19 protein-coding genes are annotated in these 22677 nt (G+C 63.5%); 7 read left to right on the forward strand and 12 right to left on the reverse strand.

Translation table 11 applies throughout. The features are described 5' to 3' along the window. Positions 1 to 84 precede the first annotated feature (84 nt). The 3 genes from GE073_RS23215 to GE073_RS23225 form a co-directional block, all read right to left on the reverse strand. Positions 85 to 1749 (reverse strand): glutamine--tRNA ligase/YqeY domain fusion protein, encoded by a 1665-nt coding sequence (locus tag GE073_RS23215; RefSeq protein ID WP_153784482.1) that lies wholly within the window; start codon positions 1747 to 1749, stop codon positions 85 to 87. A gap of 213 nt (positions 1750 to 1962) precedes the next feature. Beyond that, complete coding sequence (locus GE073_RS23220) at positions 1963 to 2499, reverse strand: glutathione peroxidase (RefSeq protein ID WP_153784483.1); 537 nt, start codon at positions 2497 to 2499, stop codon at positions 1963 to 1965. Beyond that, the gene (locus GE073_RS23225) at positions 2477 to 3043 is read right to left on the reverse strand and encodes a MarR family winged helix-turn-helix transcriptional regulator (protein ID WP_084137247.1); all 567 of its coding nucleotides are present in this window, start codon (positions 3041 to 3043) and stop codon (positions 2477 to 2479) included. The genes GE073_RS23220 and GE073_RS23225 overlap by 23 nt, the downstream gene beginning before the upstream one ends. Positions 3044 to 3220: 177 nt before the next feature. Between GE073_RS23225 and bioB the strand changes: the two genes are divergently transcribed. Then, positions 3221 to 4300: a biotin synthase BioB gene (gene bioB / locus GE073_RS23230; RefSeq protein ID WP_052333237.1), complete on the forward strand. Its 1080-nt coding sequence runs from the start codon at positions 3221 to 3223 to the stop codon at positions 4298 to 4300. A gap of 128 nt (positions 4301 to 4428) precedes the next feature. Here the strand turns inward: bioB and GE073_RS23235 are convergent, their stop codons facing one another. Both GE073_RS23235 and GE073_RS23240 read right to left on the reverse strand, forming a co-directional pair. Continuing rightward, a complete protein-coding gene (locus GE073_RS23235) occupies positions 4429 to 4926 on the reverse strand; it encodes a CcdC family protein (protein WP_028598914.1) in 498 nt (165 codons plus the stop codon). Positions 4927 to 5094: 168 nt separating this feature from the next. After that, positions 5095 to 5628 carry a type 1 glutamine amidotransferase domain-containing protein gene (locus GE073_RS23240; protein WP_028598913.1) on the reverse strand — a complete coding sequence of 178 codons (534 nt, stop codon included), beginning with the start codon at positions 5626 to 5628 and terminating at the stop codon, positions 5095 to 5097. Positions 5629 to 5854: 226 nt separating this feature from the next. Here GE073_RS23240 and GE073_RS23245 point away from each other — a divergent pair, with 226 nt between their 5' ends. Further along, positions 5855 to 6979, forward strand: a complete 1125-nt coding sequence (locus tag GE073_RS23245; protein WP_101807597.1) for a PdaC/SigV domain-containing protein — start codon at positions 5855 to 5857, stop codon at positions 6977 to 6979. Positions 6980 to 7211: 232 nt separating this feature from the next. Here GE073_RS23245 and GE073_RS23250 read toward each other — a convergent pair whose 3' ends face one another. Next, positions 7212 to 7397 (reverse strand): DUF2188 domain-containing protein, encoded by a 186-nt coding sequence (locus GE073_RS23250; protein WP_101807596.1) that lies wholly within the window; start codon positions 7395 to 7397, stop codon positions 7212 to 7214. 67 nt (positions 7398 to 7464) lie between these two features. After that, positions 7465 to 8004 (reverse strand): general stress protein, encoded by a 540-nt coding sequence (locus GE073_RS23255; RefSeq protein ID WP_146000445.1) that lies wholly within the window; start codon positions 8002 to 8004, stop codon positions 7465 to 7467. Positions 8005 to 8172: 168 nt separating this feature from the next. On the opposite strand from GE073_RS23255, the gene GE073_RS23260 reads away from it, so the two are divergent. Beyond that, positions 8173 to 9201 carry a glycosyltransferase family 2 protein gene (locus GE073_RS23260; RefSeq protein ID WP_101807594.1) on the forward strand — a complete coding sequence of 343 codons (1029 nt, stop codon included), beginning with the start codon at positions 8173 to 8175 and terminating at the stop codon, positions 9199 to 9201. A 40-nt stretch (positions 9202 to 9241) separates the two neighbouring features. Here GE073_RS23260 and GE073_RS23265 read toward each other — a convergent pair whose 3' ends face one another. The 3 genes from GE073_RS23265 to cls are packed head-to-tail and all read right to left on the reverse strand — an operon-like array spanning position 9242 to position 13908. Further along, positions 9242 to 11341 carry an ATP-binding protein gene (locus tag GE073_RS23265; protein WP_101807593.1) on the reverse strand — a complete coding sequence of 700 codons (2100 nt, stop codon included), beginning with the start codon at positions 11339 to 11341 and terminating at the stop codon, positions 9242 to 9244. Further along, the gene (locus GE073_RS23270) at positions 11329 to 12414 is read right to left on the reverse strand and encodes a cobalamin B12-binding domain-containing protein (protein ID WP_153784484.1); all 1086 of its coding nucleotides are present in this window, start codon (positions 12412 to 12414) and stop codon (positions 11329 to 11331) included. The genes GE073_RS23265 and GE073_RS23270 overlap by 13 nt, the downstream gene beginning before the upstream one ends. A gap of 48 nt (positions 12415 to 12462) precedes the next feature. Then, positions 12463 to 13908 carry a cardiolipin synthase gene (gene cls, locus GE073_RS23275; protein ID WP_153784485.1) on the reverse strand — a complete coding sequence of 482 codons (1446 nt, stop codon included), beginning with the start codon at positions 13906 to 13908 and terminating at the stop codon, positions 12463 to 12465. Between the two features lie 272 nt (positions 13909 to 14180). Between cls and rpiA the strand changes: the two genes are divergently transcribed. The 4 genes from rpiA (at position 14181) to GE073_RS23295 (ending at position 19190) form a co-directional block, all read left to right on the forward strand. Continuing rightward, a complete protein-coding gene (gene rpiA, locus GE073_RS23280) occupies positions 14181 to 14867 on the forward strand; it encodes a ribose 5-phosphate isomerase A (RefSeq protein WP_028598911.1) in 687 nt (228 codons plus the stop codon). A 3-nt stretch (positions 14868 to 14870) separates the two neighbouring features. Further along, on the forward strand, positions 14871 to 16310 hold the full coding sequence (locus GE073_RS25660) for a glycosyltransferase (RefSeq protein ID WP_228551741.1): 1440 nt from the start codon (positions 14871 to 14873) through the stop codon (positions 16308 to 16310). Between the two features lie 399 nt (positions 16311 to 16709). Next, positions 16710 to 17663 carry an L-lactate dehydrogenase gene (locus tag GE073_RS23290; protein ID WP_101807590.1) on the forward strand — a complete coding sequence of 318 codons (954 nt, stop codon included), beginning with the start codon at positions 16710 to 16712 and terminating at the stop codon, positions 17661 to 17663. A 216-nt stretch (positions 17664 to 17879) separates the two neighbouring features. Next, positions 17880 to 19190 (forward strand): deoxyguanosinetriphosphate triphosphohydrolase family protein, encoded by a 1311-nt coding sequence (locus GE073_RS23295; protein WP_028598908.1) that lies wholly within the window; start codon positions 17880 to 17882, stop codon positions 19188 to 19190. A 167-nt stretch (positions 19191 to 19357) separates the two neighbouring features. Here the strand turns inward: GE073_RS23295 and GE073_RS23300 are convergent, their stop codons facing one another. Beyond that, positions 19358 to 19831, reverse strand: a complete 474-nt coding sequence (locus GE073_RS23300) for a hypothetical protein (RefSeq protein ID WP_146000444.1) — start codon at positions 19829 to 19831, stop codon at positions 19358 to 19360. 452 nt (positions 19832 to 20283) lie between these two features. Continuing rightward, on the reverse strand, positions 20284 to 22542 hold the full coding sequence (locus GE073_RS23305) for an MMPL family transporter (protein WP_153784486.1): 2259 nt from the start codon (positions 22540 to 22542) through the stop codon (positions 20284 to 20286). Positions 22543 to 22677 lie beyond the last annotated feature (135 nt).

The following is a 22677-nucleotide window of genomic DNA, read 5'->3' on the forward strand; positions in this document are numbered from 1 at the left end:
CTTCCGCCGCGAATAACCAAAAGCCGCCCGATCGCCGCAAGCTTCATCGCGGGAAAGGACGGCTTCTTCATCATGTTGGAAAGATCAGGCTTGCGCCGGATTGAACGAGCTTTTCAGCGAGACGACGCGATTGAAAACGGGACGCTCGGAAGTCGTCAGCTTCGGATCGACGCTGTAATAGCCGTGACGGAAGAACTGGAACTTGTCTCCGGCTGCCGCTTCCTTCATGCCGGGCTCGACAAAGCCTCCGAGCACTTGCAGCGAATCCGGGTTGATGCACTCCAGGAAGGTCTTGTCGCCCTCCTCGGCCTCGCTCGTGATGAGCGGCTCGAAATGACGGAACTCCGCCGAAACGGCATGCGAGGCTTCGACCCAATGAAGCGTGCCCTTGACCTTGCGGCCGGTAAACCCGGTGCCGCTTTTCGTCTCGGGATCGTAGGTGCACCGCAGCTCGACGACTTCGCCGGCTTCATTTTTCACGACTTCCTCGCACTTGATGAAGTAGGCGTGCTTGAGCCGGACTTCATTGCCTGGGAACAGGCGGAAGTACTTGGCCGGCGGGTTCTCCATGAAGTCGTCCTGCTCGATGTAGATCTCGCGCGAGAACGGAATCTGGCGCGTGCCCATCTCTTCGTTCTCATTGTTGTTCTCCGCCTCGAGCCATTCGACCTGCCCTTCCGGGTAGTTGGTGATGACGACCTTCAGCGGCCGCACGACCGCCATCGTGCGCGGAGCCTTGAGCTTCAGATCCTCACGGATGAAATGCTCCAGCATCTGCTCGTCGACGATGCTGTAAGCGCGGGCGACGCCGATCTCGCGGCAGAACGTGCGGATCGCCTCCGGCGTGAAGCCTTTGCGGCGCAGCGCGCTGATCGTCGGCATGCGCGGATCGTCCCAGCCGTCGACGATGCCTTCGTCGACCAGCTGCTTGAGCTTGCGCTTGCTCATGACCGTATTGGTCAGATTGAGACGGCCGAATTCGTACTGGCGCGGCCGCGACTCCATCTCGCACTGCTCGATCGCCCAGTCGTACAGCGGACGGTGATCCTCGAACTCGAGCGTGCAGATGGAATGCGTGATGCCCTCGATCGCATCGCTGAGCGGATGGGCGAAATCATACATCGGATAGATGCACCAGGCATCGCCGGTCCGATGGTGATGAGCGTGGGAAATTCGGTACAGCACCGGATCCCGCATCGTGATGTTCGGCGAGCTCATGTCGATCTTGGCGCGCAGCACGCGGGCTCCGTTCGGGAATTCGCCTGCCCTCATGCGGCCGAAAAGGTCCAGGTTCTCCTCGACGCTGCGGTCTCGGTACGGGCTGTTGCGCCCAGGCTGCGTCAGCGTGCCACGCAGCTCCCGCATCTCTTCCGGCGTCGAATCGTCGACATAGGCCAGCCCTTTGCGGATGAGCAGCAGCGCCCGTTCGTAGAACTCCTCGAAGTAGTCGGACGCGAACCGAAGCTCCTCCCACTCGAAGCCGAGCCAGCGGACGTCCTCCTGAATCGACTCGACATATTCCGTGTCTTCCTTGACTGGGTTCGTATCGTCAAATCGCAGATTCGTGCGTCCCTTGAATTCATCGGCGACCTCAAAGTTCAGGCAGATGGACTTGGCATGGCCGATATGCAGATAACCGTTCGGCTCCGGCGGAAATCGGGTCGCGACCTGCTGCGTGCGGCCGCTCTCCACGTCGTCAGCGACGATTGCGCGTATGAAATTAGAAATCGGAGGATTTTTCGGATCCATGCGACCACCCAACCTTTCTATGACCTATATCCTACTATTGTACACAAAAAAGCCCCCTGATATAAGGGGGCAGGGCGATGCAAGACCATCCGTCCGGACGTCCGGATTGCTCTTGAGCGCGCCCGAAGGTCCAGTCGGCCCGCGGATCGGTGCCGGCATCCGCGGCTCGATTCGCAGAGCGGAGCCTCGAAAGCAAAGCGTCGGCTCGTCCGCCTAAAGCAGCTCCTCGATAGCCGGGGCGATATCCAGCGGCTGCACGCTCGGCTCGAAGCGGCCGACGATCGAGCCGTCGCGACCGATCAGAAACTTGGTGAAGTTCCACTTCACGTCGTCGCTCTCCAGCTGCTCTGGGCTGAACATGCTGGCGAAGCGGCGGCCTTTGTCGGAGTCGTCGAAGCCTTGGAACGGAGCTGACGCCGTCAGCTGCCGGAACAACGGATGGGCGTTCGCGCCGTTGACATCCGTCTTGGCGAACAGCGGAAAGCTGACGCCGTAGTTCACCTTGCAGAAGCCCTCGATCTCATCCGAGGAGCCCGGCTCCTGAGCGCCGAACTGATTGCTTGGAAAGCCAAGGACGACCAAGCCTTGATCCTTGTACTTCTCGTACAGCGCCTGCAGCTCCTCGTACTGCGGCGTCAGCCCGCATTTGCTGGCCGTGTTGACGACGAGCAGCACCTTGCCCTCGTAGTCGGCCAGCTGCGCCGGTTCTCCTCCGAGCGTTTCAAGCTTATGGTTCGTGACGATAGCCATCTGAACTCTCCTCCTCAACCTGATGATGAATCCGTCCATGGAGCGACTGCAGCCGAACCCTCAGCTCCTCCAGCTCCTGCAGGTCGATGCCGGGCACGCGGCACAGCTCCTGCGGGATGTTCGCGGCCTGCATCTGCAGCGCCCGTCCCTGCTCCGTCAAGTACACCCGCAGCACCCTCTCGTCCGCTCCGTCCCGGATCCGATTCACGAGCCCGGCCGCCTCCAGCTTCTTGAGCAGCGGCGTGAGCGTCCCGGAGTCCAGATAAAGCCGGCTGCCCAGGCCTTTGACCGGCAGCCCGTCCTGCTCCCACAACGCCAGCAGCGTCACATATTGGGTGTACGTGATGCCCAGCTCCTGCAGGAGCGGACGATACAGCCTCGTCACTTCCTTGGAGCAGGCGTAAAGGGCGAAGCAGAGCTGGAGATCCAGCGGGAGCGCTCCTGCTGCTGCGCCGGTTCCAAGCCCTTCCGAGGAAGGGCTCGGGGCCCGGCCCGCCGCGCCTGGCTGATCGGCGCTCGGGCGCGGCGGACGTGAAGGTGTCATGGGATGGACTCCCCCTCTATACATTGCATACAATCTAACACGTTGACTTCAGCTTAGCATTCAAGCCTCCTAAAGTCAATCGACGCCTTTACAGGTTATGGAAGTTGCTGCTACAATAGCTGTTATTAGTTAACTAAAAAATATATAATATCGGTTAACCAAAAGAGGAGGTTCCCCATGCCGCATCCCGTTTCCGCTGCCGATGGCCCGTCCCTCTGGGAAAAGCTCGCCGACAAAGCGCTTGCCGGGAGTCCGCCCTCGCGCGAGGAGGCGCGCCTTGTCCTGGAAGCCGACCGCCTGGAGCTGCTGCCGCTGCTCCAGGCCGCTTTCCGCGTTCGCAGCCATCATTTCGGCCGGAAGGTCAAGCTGAACCGCATCCTGAACGCAAAAAGCGGGCTTTGTCCAGAGGACTGCGGGTACTGCTCCCAGTCGATCGTCTCAAGCGCCGACATCGCCAGCTATGCGCTGCTCCGCCCCGAGGCGATGCTGGAAGCCGCCCGCAAAGCGTATGCCCAAGGCGTCGGCACGTTTTGCATCGTCGCCTCCGGCCGCGGCCCAAGCCGACGGGAGACGGCGCGGGTAGCCGAGGCGGTCCGGGCCATCCAGGCGGAGCTGCCGCTCAAGATCTGCGCCTGCCTCGGCCAGCTGACGGCCGAGCAGGCCGCAGAGCTGCGCGAGGCGGGCGTGCAGCGCTACAACCATAACCTCAATACGAGCGCCGCGCATCATGGCCAGGTCGTATCGACGCACAGCTATGAAGACCGACTGCAGACGTTGGACCGAGTCCGGGAAGCGGGCCTCTCTCCCTGCTCCGGGATCATCGCCGGCCTCGGCGAGACGATCGACGATCGGATCGAGATGGCATTCGCCTTGCGAGAGCTTGGGGCGGACTCGATTCCGGTCAACTTCCTCCATCCGGTCGAAGGGACGCCGATGGGCGGCAGCGAGCGCGTCTCTCCCGCAGATGCGCTGCGCCTGCTGGCGCTGCTGCGCTTCGTCTGTCCGGACAAGGAGATCCGCGTCGCCGGAGGACGCGAGCTGACGCTCCGCTCGCTGCAGCCGCTGGCGCTATACGCCGCCAACTCGATCTTCCTCGGCGACTACTTGACGACGGCCGGTCAGGAGTGGAGCCGCGATCTCGACATGCTCGAGGATCTCGGCTTCGAGCCCGAACGCATCGCCCCGGATGTCGAAGCCGCATGGATCGCCCAGGGCAAACCGCTGCCGGCTGTCCCGAGCGGCGCTGTCCGCCGATGAAAAAAGCCGTGCTTTTCTGAAATCCAGAAAAGCACGGCCCGGCCTGCCCGGGCAAGTCCCAGGCGATCGGCTCGGAAGGAACCGGACAGGGCCCGCCTCGTCCTGCGCAGGAGCAGACGCCGCCGCAGTCAGGACAGCGAAGCGCCGGCACGATCCCGGTGGAGCTGGCGGAACTTGTACGCCATCGCGAGCCGCCAAGGCACGAGCATGCCGAACGCCAGCAGGAAGAACAGCGAGGCGGTCTGCAGCACCGAAACGTACTGCTCGACGACGTCGTGAAGCACCAGACGAATCGCCAGCAGAATAAGGATCAGAAAGAAAAACGCCTTGGAGCGGCGCAAGTAGACATCTTCGCCGACAAACTCCATCTTGGACGTCAGGATAAGCGGGATGGAGAACAGCAGAGCGCCGACGGCGAAAGCGCAAAGCGCCCAGAGGAGCGGTATATGCGTCTCGGGAACGACGAACATCAAAAAACCGGTCGCCATGCCGAGGGGCGGAATGAGGATCTTGCGCAAGGTCGTCGGCTTGCGGGTGGAACGGACGCGCACCATGATGACCGCCAGCCCTCCGAGCAACGGGATAAGCAAGGACCACAGCGGCGAGATCTGGATCGACAGGTTCATACGGGCATCGGCACTCCCTTTGGAAAATAGGCGCGCCAGCCTTGCTTTTCGGCCGCGCCTCTACAGCTTTCTCCATCGTACCCAAAATGCCTCCTCCATGCAAATGAACGCGAAAAACCGCCGGACAGCAGCAGGAAGCGGCTTGTCCGGCGGCGGGAATGCGCGTGCTCAGCGCGACGACTGCTTGACGCGGGAGCCGATGCTTTTGAGCGTCTCGCGGATGAAGGCCGGCTCGTCCTCCGGCGTGCGGGAGCTGACGAAATTGCCTTCCACGACGACCTCCTGATCGACATAGTGGGCGCCGGCATTCGCCAGATCGTCCCGCAGCGGCGGATAGCAGGTCAGCGTCCGGCCTTTCGCCAGCCCGGCGCTGATGAGAATCTGCGGACCGTGGCAGATCGCCGCGATCGTCTTCTTCTCCTCGTCGAGCCGCTGTACGAACGACTGGATCGACGGGTCGTTGCGGAGCGCTTCCGGAGAGGAGCCCCCGGGAATGACCGCCGCGTCGAACTGCTCCGGCTTCGCGTCGGCGATGCCAAGCTCCGTCGTATAGCTGGCCTTGCCCTGCTTGCCCTCAAGCTTCTCTCCGGCCTTGAGGCCGATGATTACCGTCTCGTGACCTTCCGCCCGGATCGCCTCATAAGGGGCCTGCATCTCGCTGTCCTCGAACTGGGGTCCGAGCAAAAAAGCTACCTTTGCCATGATGATTCTCTCCTTTGCCTGAAGGTTCCTAAGATACAGCCTTACTTTACCCTTCCGCGCCCCATCTGAACCGAACGCCGCGCGGCGCAAGCGGCGCCTCGACCGATCCTCGCTGACGGCGTTCGACAAAACGTTACCCTTCTGTAACCTTATGGCGGCCGAAGCAGTCTAGGATAAAAGAAGAGAAGAAAAGAAAAGGCAACCACGGTTGGAGGAGGAATGCATCATGAACGTTCGTACGCAAAAAGGAAAGCATGCCCGGAGGCTGATGCTCGCTCTGGCCGGAACGGCCCTGTTCGGAGGCGCGGCGCTCGGCTCCCACGCCCCGTCTGCCGCGGCCGCGGCCGCGACGCCGGCGCCGGCTGAGACAGCCGTCCACCCGGCCGTTTCCGTCAAGAAGATCGTCCGCAGCACGAAAGCCTACGAGGCCTCCCTGTACATCCCGGTTGTGAGCGGCTTGAAGGACGCCAAGTTCCAGCAGCAGCTGAACGGCATCCTCGAAAGCGCCGCGCTGAAAGACCTCGAGGCGGTGGCCAGGCAGGCGGAGGAGGATCGGGCTTCGTCGCAGAAGGAATCTTATCCATTCCATAAGCATGAGATCAAGCTGCAGTTCTCCGCCGCCCGCAGCGAGTCGCTCGTGGACGGGGGCTTCCTCTCCCTGAAGCTGAATACCTACATCTATAGCGGAGGCGCCCATGGCATCAGCCGCATCGATACGTACAACGTCGCGAACGGCGCCGAGGCTTCGTACATGACGCTGGCGACGCTTTACGGAGAGGACTACGCCGAGCATGTCGACAAGGAGATCAAGCGCCAGATCGCGGCCCATCCCGAGCTGTACTTCGAGGACGGATTCGCGGGCGTGAAGGAGGACCAGCCGTTCTACATCTCGAGCGGCAAGGCGCGCGTCGTGTTCCAGCCCTATGAGATCGCGCCGTATGCGACCGGAGCTCCGGAATTCCCGATCGCGCTGCCGGAAGCCGGCTTGCCCGAGCCCGTGCTCGCCGTTCAGGTGCAGGGCCAGCCTCTCGAAGGCATCGGCGTGACGCAAAGCAAGGACGGCGTCGCGATGATTCCGGCGCGCCAGGTCGCCGAAGCGCTCGGCTACAAGACGAAGTGGACCGCCGCGACGAGCACGCTTGAGCTGAGCAAGGGCGACACGTGGACCGCCGTATCCAAAGGACTCGACAGCTACAGCGTCGACAAGTCGGCTCCGGTCCGGCTCGGGGCGGCCCCTGTCGTAGACGGCAAAGGCCGGCTGACCGTGCCGCTCGCGCTGTTCACCGAGCTGCTCAAGGCGACGGTGTCCTACAGCGGGGATGTCGTCAACCTGGAAGCGCCGAAGGCGTAGAGCTGACTGACGGCTCTGTGCGGCGGCCGTAGGCGAGAAGGTCGAGGCAGCGTCCGGCAGCTGCTCGAGCGCGAACGTAATCCTTCTGCATCGTCCGGCTCGGAGAGGCTGCAAGCCATGCAATCTCGTCTTCCCACCCGATCCTGCTCGCAAACAGGGCTGTCCAAAGATCTCAGGATGGAGATCTTCGGACAGCCCTGTTCAGCTTCGTGCGCTCACTGCTCGGCTATAGTCATGCGTCGTCTCGACCAGGATGGTCCTCCGCCCATTTTTCGGCCTGGGCGGTCGCGATGGCGATCGCCCTGCCTTCCTCATAGCCGTCCTCCAGCAGCGCGTTGGCGATGTCGATCGCCTTGCCGCGCGTCCGCTCATCCAGATTTTTCATGGATGGCGGGTAGTCGTTCTTTTTCCACGGCATCCGGATCTCCTCCTTGGGCATGGATATCGCTCTCCGGCACTTGCAGCTCCGGGCTCGGCTCCGGCGGTCAGAGCAGCGTCACATCGCCGCCGGCACGCGGCTCCTCGTCGTCGACGCGCTCGGTGCGCAGCGCGCCGGCAGCGCCCAGGATGCCGATCGCATCGCGCGCATCCTCCGGAGCCGCTTCGACAAAGACAAGGATGCGTCCGTCCTGCACCTCTTTTTCGTAGCGCTTGGCCTCGCTCTCCGCGAAGCCCATGCCGACGAGTCCGCCGACGATGCCGAGCGTGCTCGCGCCGACAGCCGCGCCTCCAAGAGCGGCGACGATCGGACCGGCCGCGATGATCGGGCCGATGCCCGGGATGGCCAGCGCCCCGAGGCCGGCCAGCAAGCCGACCGTGCCGCCGGCGAGGCCGCCGGTCGTCACGCCTGCGGCGATGCCTTCGGGCGCCATCGTTCCGGATTCGTCCAGCACGCCGTCATACCGCTCCCTGTCTCGCGTCAGCACCGACAGCTCGTCCCGGCTGAACCCCGCGCGCTGCAGCTCGCCGAGCGCTTGTTCGGCCTGCGCATCCCGCTCATACACCCCTACATATCGAATCGCCATGAAAAACGCCTCCTTGTCGGGTCTCTTGGTAGAGACTTACCCCGATCGGCTAGGCGGAAATCTTTGTTCTTTTACTAAATGATCCTGTATAATTAGGCATTATTTTGGTAGAGAACCGACTAGCATCTCGATTAAGTGTCTCAAAAGTCAATTGGGAGTGAATGAATCATGTACCATCAGAAGCCGATTCTCGGCATTGTTGTCCCCTGTTATAACGAAGAAGAGGTTCTGAGCCTTACCGTCGAAGAGCTCGATTCCGTCCTCGATAAAATGGAAAAGGAAGGCCTGGTCTCATCAGAGAGCTTCATCCTATTCGTCAATGACGGAAGCCGAGATCAAACATGGCCTCTCATCGAAGATCTCAAGGGGCGCTACGAGCGTGTGTCCGGACTCAATCTCGCCGCCAATGTCGGGCATCAAAACGCTCTTCTCGGCGGCCTCATGACGGCTAAACAGCATGCCGATTGCCTCGTCAGCATTGATGCGGATCTCCAGGACGACGTACGAGTCATCCGAGACATGGTACTCCGATATCGCGAAGGCTGCGACATCGTCTATGGCGTGCGCAGCAGCCGCAAGCGCGATACTTGGTTTAAACGGACAACAGCAGAAAGCTTTTATAAATTAATGGAAGGCCTTGGCCTACGCATTGTGAACAATCATGCGGATTACCGTCTAATGAGCCGCCGCGCGCTTGATGAACTTGCTCGCTTCACGGAAGTGAATATCTTTTTGCGCGGCATGGTCCCGTTGCTCGGCTTCCAGACCGGCGTAGTGTATTATGAACGGCTGGAAAGGGCTGCCGGTGAATCCAAGTATCCTTTGAAGAAAATGATCAACTTCGCCTTGGAGGGCATCACCTCGCTTTCGGTGAAGCCGATCCGCATGGTCACGGCAGCTGGATTCGTCGTTTTTGCCGTCAGCATCGTCATGGCCATCTACGGAATCACGTCTAATTTAATGGGCAAAGCCGTCAGCGGCTGGTCCTCCCTCATTGTATCCATGTGGTTCATCGGAGGCGTGCAGCTGCTTTCGGTTGGACTGATCGGTGAATATATCGGCAAGATTTATCGCGAGGTCAAACGCCGACCGCTTTACATCGTAGAGCGGGAGCTTCCTCCCGCCGTCCGCCGGAAAGCCGTTGACGAGGCCAAGTCTGATCATAGAAAAGAACTTGATCCGGTTCTCAGTCTCTAAAATAAAGCAGCACCGTGCTTCGAAGCACGGTGCTGCTTCTTTATGCTTCTTCCAAAAGCCCCCGGCAAGCCGCGCAAGACTCGCCGTAGCGCAGCTCCAGCAGCGCAAGCTCCGGCTCGTAGCCGCCGGCTCCGTACTTCGCCTTCTGCTCCAGCTCCAGGGCGAGCTTCGCCACGCCGGCAAAACCGATGCTGAGCGAGGCCGACTTGACGTTGTGCGCCAGCCGCTCCATGAGGTCGTGCTCGTCCAGCGCGGCGGCCTCGCGCAGCTGCTGCAGCTTGGCCGGCGTATCCTGCTCGTACAGCGCAAGCAGATGCTCCAGCATCGAGCGGTCGTCCGCGCCCCAGGGCCGCGGAGCGATGTCCTCGAGCGTCGCAACGTGGATCAGCTCCGCCGCTTCCGCCCCCTCGGCCTCGTCCGCTCCCGGCTGCCGCAGCTCCTGCTGCCCTTGGGCATCAGGCAGCCATTCCAGCAGCGCGGCGGCCAGCTTGTCGAGCGTGACCGGCTTCGTCAGGAAGGCGTCCATGCCGGCCTCGAACGCCTTGCTGCGCTCGGAGGCAAGCGCGCCGGCCGTCAAGGCGACGATCGGCACGCGCGGCATGTCTTGGCGCCGCTCCTCCTCGCGGATGGCAGCCGCGGCCTCCAAGCCGCTCATGAGCGGCATCTGGTTGTCCATCAGGATGAGGCTCGGCTCATGCCGGCGCCACAGCTCCATCGCCTCCTCGCCATTGGACGCCACGACGACGGTCTCGAAGCCGAGGTTGCGCAGCTGAAGCGTAGCGACATGCTGGTTGACCGGATTGTCCTCGGCCAGCAGGATGACGGAGCGGCTGTCCTTGGCCTTCAGCCGGCTGCGCGCCGCGGAGCGCCCTCCGTTCGCCGGCTCCGCAGGGGAGGCGGCCTGCTCCAGCTCCAGCTCGATGCCGAACACCGAGCCTTCGCCGAGCTTGCTTTCCACGGCGATCTGCCCGCCCATCAGCTCCACGAGATGCTTGGTGATCGAGAGCCCGAGGCCCGTGCTGCTGAAGCGCTGGGTGAGGGAATGGTCGACCTGGAAAAAAGGCGTGAACAGCTTGCCGGCATGCTCCTCGGAAATGCCGATGCCGGTATCCCGCACCTCGAGCCGCAGCCGCTGCCGGCCGCCGCTGCGCGACAGCAGGAACAGGCGCGTCTCCACCTCGCCGTCCTGCGTGAACTTGACCGCGTTGCCGACGAGGTTGAGCAGGATCTGGCGGAACCGTCCCCCGTCGCCGAGCACCTCCGGATGGATGCGCGGATCGATGTAGGTTCGCAGCGCCGTCCGCTGCAGCTTCGCCCGGGACTGCAGCAGCCCCAGCGTATGCTGGACCGCCGCCCGCAGGTCGAACTCGGCGCGATCGAGCCTCATTTCGCCCGCCTCGATCTTGGACAGGTCGAGGATGTCGTTCAAAATCGTCAGCAGCAGCTGCCCGGAGTCCAGGATGATCGACACCGACTCCCGCTGCTGTCCGCTCAGCTCGGTCTGCGCCAGCAGCTCGCTCATCGCGATGATGCCGTTCATCGGAGAACGGATCTCGTGGCTCATCGTCGCGAGGAACACGCTTTTGGAGCGGTTTGCCTGCTCGGCGCTTTCCTTGGCGAGCTTCAGCTCGATGTTCGTCTTGGCGAGCTGGCGCTGCACCGAGACGAGCTCGTTGTTGAGCGCCGAGAACTCGTCGAAGGCGCGCAGCTCCTGCTCCATCTTTTCGACGACCTGGCCCGAGAGCTTCTTGATCGTCTCGCGCAGCGTCACCATCTGCTGGTTGTTGATCTTGGTCAGCTCGTCATAGAAATAAGAGTAGCCCGGATGATAGGTCGCGCCGACGACGAGCAGCCGGTCGTCCACGACGCCGCCATTGAAGTAGAACAGCTCCGTGCGCCCTCCGAGCGTCAGGTTGAGCTCCCAGTTGTAGACGGCCTTGTCCCGCTCCAGCCGGAGCAGGAAATCCTGGAACTTGAGCCGGTTCTGCTCGTCCATCAAGGAAAAGACGCTGCCTCCCCCGTCCAGATGAGGGGCAAGCCCGAAATCGTCCCGGATGATCTGCGCGATCTCTCCCGTGCGCTTGCACAGCAGGGAGACAACCCGATGGTCTTGCGGCGGAGCCGCATTCATGCCTGGCATGCGCCTGATCGCCCCTTTCGGCCGGTCAGCTCCGTCGCCACGCGCACGGACTGCTCGGCGTCGCGGCCATATCCGTCCGCGCCGATCGCGCGCCAGAGCTCCCGGTCGGTATTGAACGGATAGCCCCCGACCAGGACGACGATGCCGCCGATGTCCGGATCCTGCCGGACGGCGGCGATCAGCTCGCGGGCGAGGCTGACGTGATAGGTCATCGTGCAGGAGATCGCGAGCACGTCGGCCTTGTAGTCCTTGAGCAGCTCGATGAGCGAGCGCGCCGGCACGTTGGCCCCGACATAGTACGTATCCCAGCCGTTCAGCTCGAAGATGTCCGTCACCATGCGCAGGCCGATCTCATGCAGCTCGCCCCCGACGCAGGCCGAGACGAGCTTCAGTCCCTTGCGGGATTGGTGGAACAGGTAAGGAAACAGCTGCGACATGACGAGCTGCGTAGCCGCGCTGCAGTAATGCTCCTGGGCGACCGTGATGCGGCCCGTCTGCCAGAGCCGGCCGATCTCATACTGCGATTGCTGGAAAATGTCCAGATAGATCGTCTGCAGCGGCACGCCGCCATCGACGAGATCCATGACGAGCCGGCTCGCTTCGGCCCGGCGGCCTTCCAGCAGCAGCTCGGTATAGGCGGTCGCTTCCGCGGCCATGCCGCTCTCCTCAAGATAGGAGCCTTGCTGCTCGGCATCCGAGCCGAGCTGGCGCAGCGCCGCCTCGAGATGAGGGGTGGCATAGCGGTACGTCTCCTCGTCCAGCTCCTGCCGCAGCACTTCCTGGAAGCAGAGGATGTTGACGTACAGGTCCTCGGTGCCGACCTGGTACTGCTGCAGCAGCACCCTCAGCCAGGTCATGTAGCTGGAGAACAGCAGCGGGCTTTCGAGGTGGATGCTCTCGGCGAGGTACTTGAGCGTATAGGATGTATCCTGCTTCGTCTTGATCCAGCCGATCTCGCCGAATTTCTGCTGCAGCTCGGGCTGACGCTCGTATTGCAGGCGGGTGATCCGCTCGGCAAGGCGGTCTTCTCGATCCAGGATGGCCTTGCCGACGGCGGTTACGTCCAGGGACATGGGAACCATCCTCTCTGTGGATAAGACTCTATTATACCATACCTCGCGTCAGAGGATCGGCGACAGCAGCCGGCTGACCGATTCCTTGAACTTGTTCCAGAGCGAGCGGGAATCGTAATCCTCGAGCGACAGCTCCCGGCAATGGAGCAGGTCGTCCTGGAAAATCCGCTGCAGCCGCATGGCCGTCGCGGAGTCGTAGATGAACGCGTTGACCTCGAAGTTCAGCTTGAAGCTGCGGATGTCGATGTTCGCCGTGCCGACGGAGGCGATGTTGCCGTCCACGACGAGCGTCTTGGCGTGCAGGAAGCCGTTTTCGTACAGATAGCACTTCACGCCCGCCGAGAGCAGCTCGCCGAAGTACGAGTGCGACGCCCAGTAGACGAAGAAATGGTCGGGCTTGCTCGGCAGCATCACCTTGACGTCGACGCCGGACAGAGCGGCCATCTTGAGCGCGCTGAGCAGGCTGTCGTCCGGCACGAAATACGGCGTCTGCAGCATAACCGACATCTTGGCCGAGTTGATCATCTTGATGTAGCCGTTCTTGATATGCTGCCACTCGGAGTCCGGGCCGCTGGAGATGATCTGCATGCCGACGCTGCCGCCCGCCTCCGGCGCCGGATAGTAGCGGCTGTCGGTCAGGAAGGGCTGCGTCGAGGCGAGGCTCCAGTCGAGCAGGAACCGGCCCTGCAGCTGCGCCACCGCCCCGCCCTGGATGCGCAGATGCGTATCGCGCCAGAAGCCGAAGCGCTTCACCTTGCCGACGTACTCGTCGCCGATGTTGAATCCGCCCACATAGCCGATCTTGCCGTCGATGACGACGATCTTGCGATGGTTGCGGTAGTTGAGCCGGGGATTGATGAAGAAGATCTTCGACGGGAAGAAGGCGCCTACCTGGGCGCCGGCCCGGAGCAGCATGCGCAAGTATTTCTTATTCAGCCGGATGCTGCCGATGTCGTCGTAGATGAGCCTCACCTCGACGCCCTCCTCCGCCTTGCGGCAAAGCGTGTGCAGCACGCGCTTGCCGAGCTTGTCCGCCCGGATGATGTAATACATCAGATGGATATGATGCGTCGCTTCCTCGATGTCGCGCAGCAGCGAGTCGAACTTGCGCTCGCCGTCGGTGAACACCTCGACCTCGTTGTCCTGCGTGAACAGCGCGTCGCTCGATACCAGGTTCATGTAGACCATATCCTGGTAATAGGTCATGAGCGGGTCGTTGAAGGAATACAATCCTTTCTCGACGATGCGCTGCTGCGTCTTCAGCCGCTGGCGGGCGTTCTTGAGCTGGCTCAGCTTGAACTTGTAGATCTTGCGGCGGCTGAGGTTCTGCCCGAGCAGCAGATAGAGCACGAAGCCGATGCCGGGCAGGAAATAAAGGACCATCAGCCATGCCCAGGTCGAGGCGATGTTGCGCCTCTCGAGGAAGATGACCGCGATGGCCAGAACGATATTGAGCACATAAAAAAGGGAATAGGCCTGCTGGAAGTAGATCAACTCGGCACCCGCCTGTCTGGAGATTCAAGTGGCGGCTCCGCAGCCCGCGGAAGGCGGGAGAAGCCGGCATCTTCCAGTATACCAGACTTGGCCGGCCGGATAGCAGGGGCCGCGGGCCGGCCGCCGCAGAAAAAGTTCGCGCGGGCGGCGGCAAAAGGGCTTGTTCGCATTTGACAAGGCTTTCGGAACCGTCTAATGTGCGAAAGAGACAGGTGACGCGCGAAGAGCTTGACCCGTGCGGACAGACCAACGAATCGGGAGGAAACGAAACGATGAATTTCAAGCAGGCGGCGGGCATCCAGGCGGCCGAAGCGGTCGCGAGCGGCATGAAGGTCGGACTCGGAACGGGATCGACCGTCTACTATACGATTCTGGAGCTGGGACGGCGCATGAAGGAGGAAGGCTTGCGCTTCACGGGCGTGCCGACCTCGGACGCGACCGAGAAGCTGGCGCTCGAGCTCGGCATTCCGCTTGCGGAGCTGTCGGAGCTCGAGCCGCTCGACGTCACGATCGACGGCGCGGACGAGGTGACGCCGGAGCTGGCGCTCATCAAGGGCGGCGGCGCGGCGCATTTCCGCGAGAAGATGGTGGCGGCCGTGTCCAAGCGGCTCGTCATCGTCGCCGATGAGTCCAAGGCGGTCGGCAAGCTCGGCGCGTTCACCGTGCCGGTCGAGATCGCCGCGTACGGCTGGCGCTCGACCGCGCGCCGCGTCGAGGCCGCCGGCTGCCGCGCCGTGCGCCGCGAGCGGGACGGCCAGCCAGTCGTCACCGACAACGGCAACTACGTGCTCGACTGCGACTTCGGCCTGATCGAGGATCCCGGCGCGCTCGACCGCGAGCTCAAGGGGCTGCTCGGCGTGCTGGAGACCGGCTTGTTCGTCGGCATGGCCGATGCCGCCTACATCGCCGGACCGGAGGGCGTGCGCGTCCTGCGGCGCGAAGCCTGGGAACGGGGCTAGCGCATGGAGCACAACCGAAAGGAAGCGGCGGGCGCGCCAGTCTCGGAGGCGGAGCGCGCCGACATGGAGCTCCGGGGCGCAGATGCCGAGCGCGATGAAGCCGGCCATCGGGGCGGAACGGCGCTGCCGAGCCGCGGCAAGCGCAAGCGCATCGTGCTCACCGGCGGCGGCACGACGGGCCATGTGAGCGTCAATCTGGCGCTCATCCCCGGCCTCCTCGCGGACGGCTGGAGCGTGCACTACATCGGCTCGCGGGACGGCATCGAGCGCTCCCTGATCGAGCCGATCGACGGCGTGACGTACCACTCCGTCTCGACCGGCAAGCTGCGGCGGTACTGGGACCGCAAAAACGTCACCGACGCGCTGCGCGTCGGCAAGGGGCTCGTGCAGGCGGCCTCGCTCATCCGGAAGCTGAAGCCGGATGTCGTCTTTTCCAAGGGCGGCTTCGTCAGCGTGCCGGTCGTGCTGGCCGCCAAGCTGAACCGCGTGCCGGCGATCATCCACGAGTCCGACGTGACGCCGGGCCTCGCCAACCGGATCGCGATTCCGTGCGCGACGGCCGTCTGCACGACATTCCCGGAAACGGCCGCCTACATCAAAAGCGCCAAGGTCGTGCAGGCCGGCCCGCTCGTGCGTCCGGAGCTGTACAGCGGCGACGCCGAGCGCGGCCGGCGGCTGTGCGGCTTCGACCGCAGCCGCCCCGTGCTGCTCGTCATGGGCGGCAGCCTCGGCTCGCGCCGCCTCAACGAGGCGATCTACGAGGCGCTCCCGGAGCTGCTGCCGCGCTGGCAGGTCGTGCATCTGCGCGGCAAAGGGCAGGCGGCGGCTCCGGCCGCAGCGCCGGCTCAAGCGGCGGCGGCGGCCGCTCCGCGGGATCCGGCCCTCCAGCCGAGCGGGCCGATCGTCCGCATCGGCGGCGCGCCGATCGCCCCCGCAGCAGGCGGAGATTTGGGGCCGACGGCTCCGGCGGACGGACGCTCCGCGACAGGCGCAGAGGCATCGAGGCCGGCCGGGACGGGCGGCTCCGAGGAAGCGGAAGGCGGCGGCTCCGAGCTGATGGAGGCCACGGACGGCTACCGTTCGTTCGAATACCTGTCCGAGGAGCTGCCCGACGTGCTGGCGCTGGCGGACGCCGTGCTCTCGCGGGCCGGAGCCAACGCGATCTTCGAGCTGCTCGCGCTGCGCAAGCCGATGCTGCTCGTGCCGCTGACGCTGGCGCAGAGCCGCGGCGACCAGATCCGCAACGCCGCCTCGTTCGAGGCGGCCGGACTGGCTCGGGTGCTGCCGGAGGAGAAGCTGTCCACCGTCACGCTGATGCAGGAGCTGCGCGCTCTTGCGGACAGCGGCCCGGAGCTGGACGCCCGCATGGCGGCGGCCGCTCCGGCCGATCCGCTGCCGCTGCTGCACCGGCTCATCCGCGACGCGGCGGAGCGCCGGGGATAAGCGGAGCGCCGCTGCGAGCCGGAGGCGCGGCTCCGCGGGCCGAGGACAGGACGCGGCAGGCCGGACGCCGCGGCTGGACCCGAGAGTCGTTGCGAGAGGCGCGGCTGCTTGCGCGCAAGGCACGAGTCCGTTCCAAAAAAGGCATCTTCTGCGTGACTGGACGCGGAGGATGCCTTTTTGACTCCGGCTCGTATCCGCCTCGCGCAGCTCCCAGCGCGCGGCGCCTCGCTGGATGACGGCGGTCGGTCGGCCGCACGGGCGCGGCTATGTACGGGTCTTTCGATGATTATGTGATCTATGCTAACATTTATTTGACACTGGACGGGCGATCGGGCATATTTTGTTCCATACCGGCGAATCGGGGCGAGGCTCCGAAGCCGAGCGAAGGAGCGGATGGACATGACGGGAAAACTGCGCAAGGCCGCCATCATCGGAGCCGGCCAGGTCGGGGCGAGCTGCGCCTACGCGATGCTCAACCAGTCGGTATGCGACGAGATCCTGCTCGTCGGCCGGAGCGAGCAGCGGACGCAGGCCCAGGCGCTGGACCTTTCCCACTGCGTGGACTTCAGCCACTCGCGCACGAAGGTGCGGGCCGGATCGCTGGACGAATGCGGCGACATGGACCTCATCCTCCTCTGCGCGGGAGAGAATCCGGTCGACGGCCGCACGCGGCTCGACCTGCTCGACTCCTCCTACGGGCTGTATCAGGGCATGATCGAGCGCATCATGGGAACCGGCTTCGACGGCATCTTCCTCGTGGCGGCCAATCCGGTCGACATCGTCACCTACGTCGTCTGGAAGCTGTCGGGCCTGCCGCGCGAGCGCGTCGTCGGCAGCGGCACCTCGATCGACACCGCCCGGCTGAAGACGCTGCTGTCCGAGCATCTGCCGGTCGATCCGCGCAGCGTGCACGGCTACGTCATGGGCGAGCACGGGGAGTCCCAGTTCCCCGTCTGGTCGCATGTGACGGTCGGCGGCAAGCCGCTCGCGGACATCCTGGCCCAGCACCCCGAGCGGTTCCGGGACCTGAGCCTCGACGAGATCGCGCTGCGCACGCGCAATGCGGGCTGGGAGATCCTGCTCGGCAAAGGCTCCACCCACTACGGCATCGCCGCCGCGCTGACCGCGATCGCCCGCTCGATCCTGAACAACGACCATCGGATCATGGCCGTGTCGGCCATTCTCGACGGGGAGTACGGGCAGCGAGACATCGGCATCGGCGTGCCGGCCATCCTTTCGCGCGGCGGCATCCAGGAGGTGCTGGAGCTGCGGCTGAACGAGGCTGAGCGGCAGCTGTTCGAGCGCTCCTGCGCGATCGTGCGCCAGACGATGGCGAGGCTGCCGGCGCTGTAAGGAGTGCGGCGCAGGCGGGCCGGTTCCTTGCCGCGCGGCAAGGGCGAGCCGGCTGCGCCGCACGGCAGGACTTCTCCAGCATGGCGGGCCGGCTGCGCCGCACGGCAGGGCTCTCAAGGCGGCTGTCCTGCGGGACAGCTTGCTCTACCGGAGCGCCCGCGCTTCATGCTACAATTTGCAAAATACTCGGCACGGCCAAGGGGGACGCGGCAGCAGATGGATATTCGGCATATGAGACTGGACGAACCGGCCCTTGGCACCTTCAGCGAGGAACGGGAAGAATACGAGCGCGACTACGCGCGGCTCATCCAATCGCCGGCATTCCGCCGGCTGCAAGGCAAATCGCAGGTGTTCGGCGCCGGATCGGGCGACTACTACCGGACGCGGCTGACGCATTCCCTCGAGGTGTCGCAGATCGCCCGCGAGGCGGCGCGCAGGCTGGCCAAGCACTATCCGTTCGTCGAGCAGGGCGAGCATCCGGGCCTGGTCGTCAGTCCGGCCGTCGTGGAATGCGCGGCGCTCGCGCATGACCTCGGCCACCCGCCTTTCGGCCATCGGGGCGAAGAGGTGCTGAACCGGCTGCTGCAGGAGCAGTACGGCATGAAGTACGAGGGCAACGCGCAGAATTTCCGCATCCTCATGTTCCTCGAAAAGCGCGCCGGCAGCGGCAGCGGGCTCGACCTGACCGCCGCCGTGCTGCTGGCCGTCAACAAGTATCCGTACAACCTCGACGAGCCCGGCCGCATCAAGGGCGCCTACGCTCCCGAGTGGGAGGTCATCCGCGAGCTGCGCGAGCGCTGGCAGATGCCGGAGGGCGCGCGCACGCTGGAGACGCAGCTGATGGACCTGTGCGACGACATCGCCTACTCGACGCATGACATCGAGGACGGCATCCGCGCGGGCAAGATCGACATGAACCGCAGCTTTTTCGAAAGCGAGTTCCTGCAGACGCATCTCGTCCAGGAAATCGTCGACGACGAGGGCAATCAGGACTTCCACTGGGAGGAAGTGGACATCCCCGCGATGGTACGCCGCGTGCTGGACGCGTTCATCGGCCAGTGGGAGGAGATCTATCTCGCCTGCGGCCGCGAGTCGTCCCGGACCCGCCGCGAGATCAAGGCGCGCTGGGTGAGCACGTTCGCCGGGCGGATCGGCATCATCGACGAGGGCGGCTGGAAGCGCGTCACGTTCGTGCGCGACGGGGCATGCGACTACGAGCTGCTGCGGACGATGGAGATTCTGAAAAAGCTCGCCTGGGTGACGCTCATCAAGGACTTCCGCGTCCAACGGCTGCAGATGCGCAGCGAGATCATGATCCAGCGGCTGTGGGACAGCTTCATCCGGCCGGAGACCGGCCGGCTCATCATCCCTACCGACTGGCTGCAGAATTACGAGCGCCACAGCGCCAAGTGGAGCTGGCCGCGCTTCGTCGCCGACTACATCGCCGGCATGACCGACGCCTACGCCGAGAAGGTGTACGCCGAGCTGTTCGCCAGCAAGTCGGGGTCGATTTATGAGATGGACTGAAGGCTTGACGATATTAAAAAAGGCAGACAGGCGGCGATCGCTCAGCTCGAGGGACGCTCATGCTCTCTTCCATGAAAAAAGGTCGGTAGAAATTCTACCGACCTTTTTTATTCTTTATTCGTTTTACTCCCATAAGGCTGTAGCGCCTTATTACTTCACATCCGATATTAGGTTAGAGGTACATCAGATGCTCGTACGCTAAGTTTTCCACCTGCTGTGCCACTACTCGTAGCGTAATCAAGGTAAAATACATGTCCACTTGCATGAGAGACATTAATAGTCAAGCTGCTATTTGCAGAGACAGTATGCGTACCGATGTTTGTTTTGTCCGAATCGTACGATACGTAAACGGTCAGAGATGAAGATGTTGTATTGGTAACGTATACTCTTGCATAGTCGTATCCACTTGGCTGGAACCAAGAATTTCCGCCATTATTAAGATTGGCATTGTCGATAGTCAGGAAGCTCGTTCTTGGTTGCTTTACAGGATTAGATGAATCTACAATGGTTGAGGATGGCGGTGCAGTTTCAGCAATGGCCGAAGCAGACGACAACGACATTGCGGCAACAACAACGGCAGCAACAAAAAAGCTCTTGAACTTTTTCACTAGTGTTTCCTCCGTTTTAACGTTGGCTTTCAACGATATATTTCTCCAATTCCACAAATGTAGATATCTGGTAATATATCCACTTTACCTCATCGCCCTTTGATTGTCATCACTCCTACTGGATAATCTTTGTAAGTTTTTTCTTGTTGTATTAAAGACCGTTTCGCAGCCTTCTTTAACGCATGGTCTTCTTTTGTCGTTTCTTCACTCTTAACATCGTGTTCTGCAACTGGGGCTTCCGCAGGTTGTGGTCATCGCAGGAAAATAAGCAACTTTAGATGAAAACGCAAACAGGACGAAGCCGGAATACCCACGGAGCTTCGTCCCGTTTCATTTTTTCGCCTTAAATTTCGGCCGGGAATGATGTCGTTTAGGAGCGTTTGGTCATCCCCTACCACGCTTCAATCTTCTGCTCTGCCATCAGCAGAAGGCTGGCCTGACTAATTCGGACGCAGTCCAATTCTCCGGCGCATTCGCCTGACAGCCTACTTGTTCAAGCTTCTTTCAGCGCTGGCTTTCACCAACTCGCCGCCCGCTGGAACTTCGTCCTCCGGCACGCGCGACAGCTCGCCGGGCCAGAAGGCGCGGCGGCCGAGCAGCGCGGTGAGCGCCGGCACGAGGTACGGCCGCACGACGAACGTGTCGAGCAGCACGCCGAGCGCGGTGATGAGGCCGAACTGCAGCAGCACCTGGATCGGCAGCGTCGCCAGCACGGCGAACGTGCCCGCCAGGATGAGGCCGGCCGAGGTGATGACCGGGCCGGTCTCGCTCACGCCTTCGGCGATCGCCTGCTTCAGCGGCATCTTCCGGCGCTTCTTCCAGATGCTCGATACCATGAAGATGTTGTAGTCCTCGCCGAGCGCGACGAGGAACACGAAGGCGTACAGCGGGATCGCTCCCTGGATCGCATCGACGCCCATGGGCTCGTGCAGCACGAGCCAGCCGAGCCCGAGCGCGGCGAAGTAGGACAGGATGACCGTCCCGATCAGGTAGACCATCGCCGTCACCGAGCGCAGGTAGACGAGCAGCAGCGCGGCGATGAGGACGATGACGAGCGGGATGATGACCTGCTGGTCGACCGCCTCCGCCTCGCGCGTATCGTACTGGACGGCGGTCTGGCCGGCCAGCCAGACGCGGTCCGCCGCGTCTGCGCCGCCGATCGCCTGCTCCGCCGCCTCGCGGATCGCCGGCAGCGCGTCCATCGCCTCCTGCGAGTACGGATTCATCGCCAGCTCGACCTTCCAGGCGCGCAGGCCCGGCTGCGAGGCGGCCTCCGCCGGCTCGCCGACCTTGGCGACCGAGCCGAGCGCCTGCAGCTTCTCGGCGACCGGCGGAATCGCTCCCGCTTCCCCCTGCGCCATCACGGTCACGGGAGCAAGCGTGCCTTCCGAGAAGTTGTCGCCGATCAGGGCGAAGCCCTGCCGCGACTCCATCTCCTCGGGGAACGAGGACAGGATGTCGAACGTGAACTTCACCTGCGTGCTGAACAGGGCGAGCACCCCGAGCAGCGCGACCGAGACGAGCGTGACCGTCCACGGCCGGCGGACGACGAGGCGGCCGGTGAAGCCCGGACCCCGGCGCCCGGTCCGCTTCGGAGCGGGCTTGCCCTTGCGGCGCGCCCGCTCTTCCGCCATCTCCGGCGTACGCGGCACGAACGGCCAGAACGAGCCGCGTCCGAAGATCGACAGCAGCGCCGGCAGCAGCGTCAAGCTGGACAGCGCCATCACGAGGATCGACAGGCCGAACGGCACGGCGAAGCGCTTGATGACGCCGTACTGCGCGAGCAGCAGCGTCAGCAGAGCGATGACGACCGTCAGGCCGCTCATGGCGATCGCGCCGCCGGAGCTGCCGAGCGCCGCGCGCAGCGCGGCGGCCGGGCTGCGCTCCTCGGCCAGCAGCTCGCGGTAGCGGCTGACGAGGAACAGGCAGTAGTCCGTCCCTGCGCCGAACAGCAGCACCGTCATGATCGCGACGGCCTGCGAGTCGACGTCGATCCAATCTTTGGACGCCATGTAGCCGAGCAGCGGGTCGGTGACCGCGTAGGCGAAGCCGACCGCGACGAGCGGGATGAGCGCCAGCACCGGCGAGCGGTAGATCGCCAGCAGGAAGACAAGCACGAGCAAGACGGTCGCGATCATGAGCGACACATCCGCGCTGCTGAACAGCTCGGTCGCGTCGACCGAGATGCCGGCGGGGCCGGTCAGGCGGGCGCTCAGCTCCGCCCCGTCCGCCGTGTCCGCCTCGAAGGCCGGCGTGCCGGCGATTTTCTCCGTCCGCTCCCGCAGCTGCTCGACGCCTTGCTTGATTTCTTCCGTCGGCGCGTCCGGCTGGAATACGACCGGCCAGACGAGCGTGCTGCCGTCCTCCGACAGCTGCGCCGCCAGCGCCGGCGGCGGCAGCTCATGCAGCGGCAGCGACGAGCGCTGCCCCGGCAGCGGCGATGCGGCGACGTCCGCCGATACGGCCGAGATCGCCTTCAGATCGTCCTGCGACAGCCCTCCCTCCCGATGCCAGACGACGAGCGCCGGCGTGCCTTCCTCGCTGCGGAACTGTTCCGCAAGCAGCTTCTCCGCCTGCACCGAGGGCTTGCTCTCGTCGAAATTCGGCGCGTTGCTGTCCGCCTGCGACCGCACGCCCGGCAGCAGCAGCATCAGCAGCGCGGCCACCGCCACCCACGCGCCCAGCGTAATCCAGCGTCCGCGGCGGGTCGTCGCCCACGCGATCCACGATCCTCGTTTTGCCATGTTCCATCTCTCCCTCGCCCGGCTTGCCATTCATCCATTCCGGCCTTATTCATGGTAAACTGTAATCTCCAAGACAGCTCTTCCTCTTCCCCCCAATTTCCGGGAGAAGCGGGGCGCCGGTCTGACTGAGATCAT

The sequence above is a fragment of the Paenibacillus sp. B01 genome, assembly GCF_009649995.1.
In the GTDB taxonomy this organism is placed as follows: domain Bacteria; phylum Bacillota; class Bacilli; order Paenibacillales; family Paenibacillaceae; genus Paenibacillus_O; species Paenibacillus_O pasadenensis.

Coding starts and splice junctions, on each gene's coding strand:
- GE073_RS23220 (WP_153784483.1), bottom strand. CDS start 2,499: ATGGCTATCGTCACGAACCATAAGCTTGAAACGCTCGGAGGAGAACCG.
- GE073_RS23255 (WP_146000445.1), bottom strand. CDS start 8,004: ATGGCGATTCGATATGTAGGGGTGTATGAGCGGGATGCGCAGGCCGAA.
- rpiA (WP_028598911.1), top strand. CDS start 14,181: ATGAATTTCAAGCAGGCGGCGGGCATCCAGGCGGCCGAAGCGGTCGCG.
- GE073_RS23260 (WP_101807594.1), top strand. CDS start 8,173: ATGTACCATCAGAAGCCGATTCTCGGCATTGTTGTCCCCTGTTATAAC.
- GE073_RS23295 (WP_028598908.1), top strand. CDS start 17,880: ATGGATATTCGGCATATGAGACTGGACGAACCGGCCCTTGGCACCTTC.
- GE073_RS23215 (WP_153784482.1), bottom strand. CDS start 1,749: ATGGATCCGAAAAATCCTCCGATTTCTAATTTCATACGCGCAATCGTC.
- GE073_RS23245 (WP_101807597.1), top strand. CDS start 5,855: ATGAACGTTCGTACGCAAAAAGGAAAGCATGCCCGGAGGCTGATGCTC.
- GE073_RS25660 (WP_228551741.1), top strand. CDS start 14,871: ATGGAGCACAACCGAAAGGAAGCGGCGGGCGCGCCAGTCTCGGAGGCG.
- GE073_RS23270 (WP_153784484.1), bottom strand. CDS start 12,414: ATGTCCCTGGACGTAACCGCCGTCGGCAAGGCCATCCTGGATCGAGAA.
- GE073_RS23290 (WP_101807590.1), top strand. CDS start 16,710: ATGACGGGAAAACTGCGCAAGGCCGCCATCATCGGAGCCGGCCAGGTC.
- bioB (WP_052333237.1), top strand. CDS start 3,221: ATGCCGCATCCCGTTTCCGCTGCCGATGGCCCGTCCCTCTGGGAAAAG.
- GE073_RS23225 (WP_084137247.1), bottom strand. CDS start 3,043: ATGACACCTTCACGTCCGCCGCGCCCGAGCGCCGATCAGCCAGGCGCG.
- GE073_RS23235 (WP_028598914.1), bottom strand. CDS start 4,926: ATGAACCTGTCGATCCAGATCTCGCCGCTGTGGTCCTTGCTTATCCCG.
- GE073_RS23240 (WP_028598913.1), bottom strand. CDS start 5,628: ATGGCAAAGGTAGCTTTTTTGCTCGGACCCCAGTTCGAGGACAGCGAG.
- GE073_RS23305 (WP_153784486.1), bottom strand. CDS start 22,542: ATGGCAAAACGAGGATCGTGGATCGCGTGGGCGACGACCCGCCGCGGA.
- GE073_RS23250 (WP_101807596.1), bottom strand. CDS start 7,397: ATGCCGTGGAAAAAGAACGACTACCCGCCATCCATGAAAAATCTGGAT.
- GE073_RS23265 (WP_101807593.1), bottom strand. CDS start 11,341: ATGCCAGGCATGAATGCGGCTCCGCCGCAAGACCATCGGGTTGTCTCC.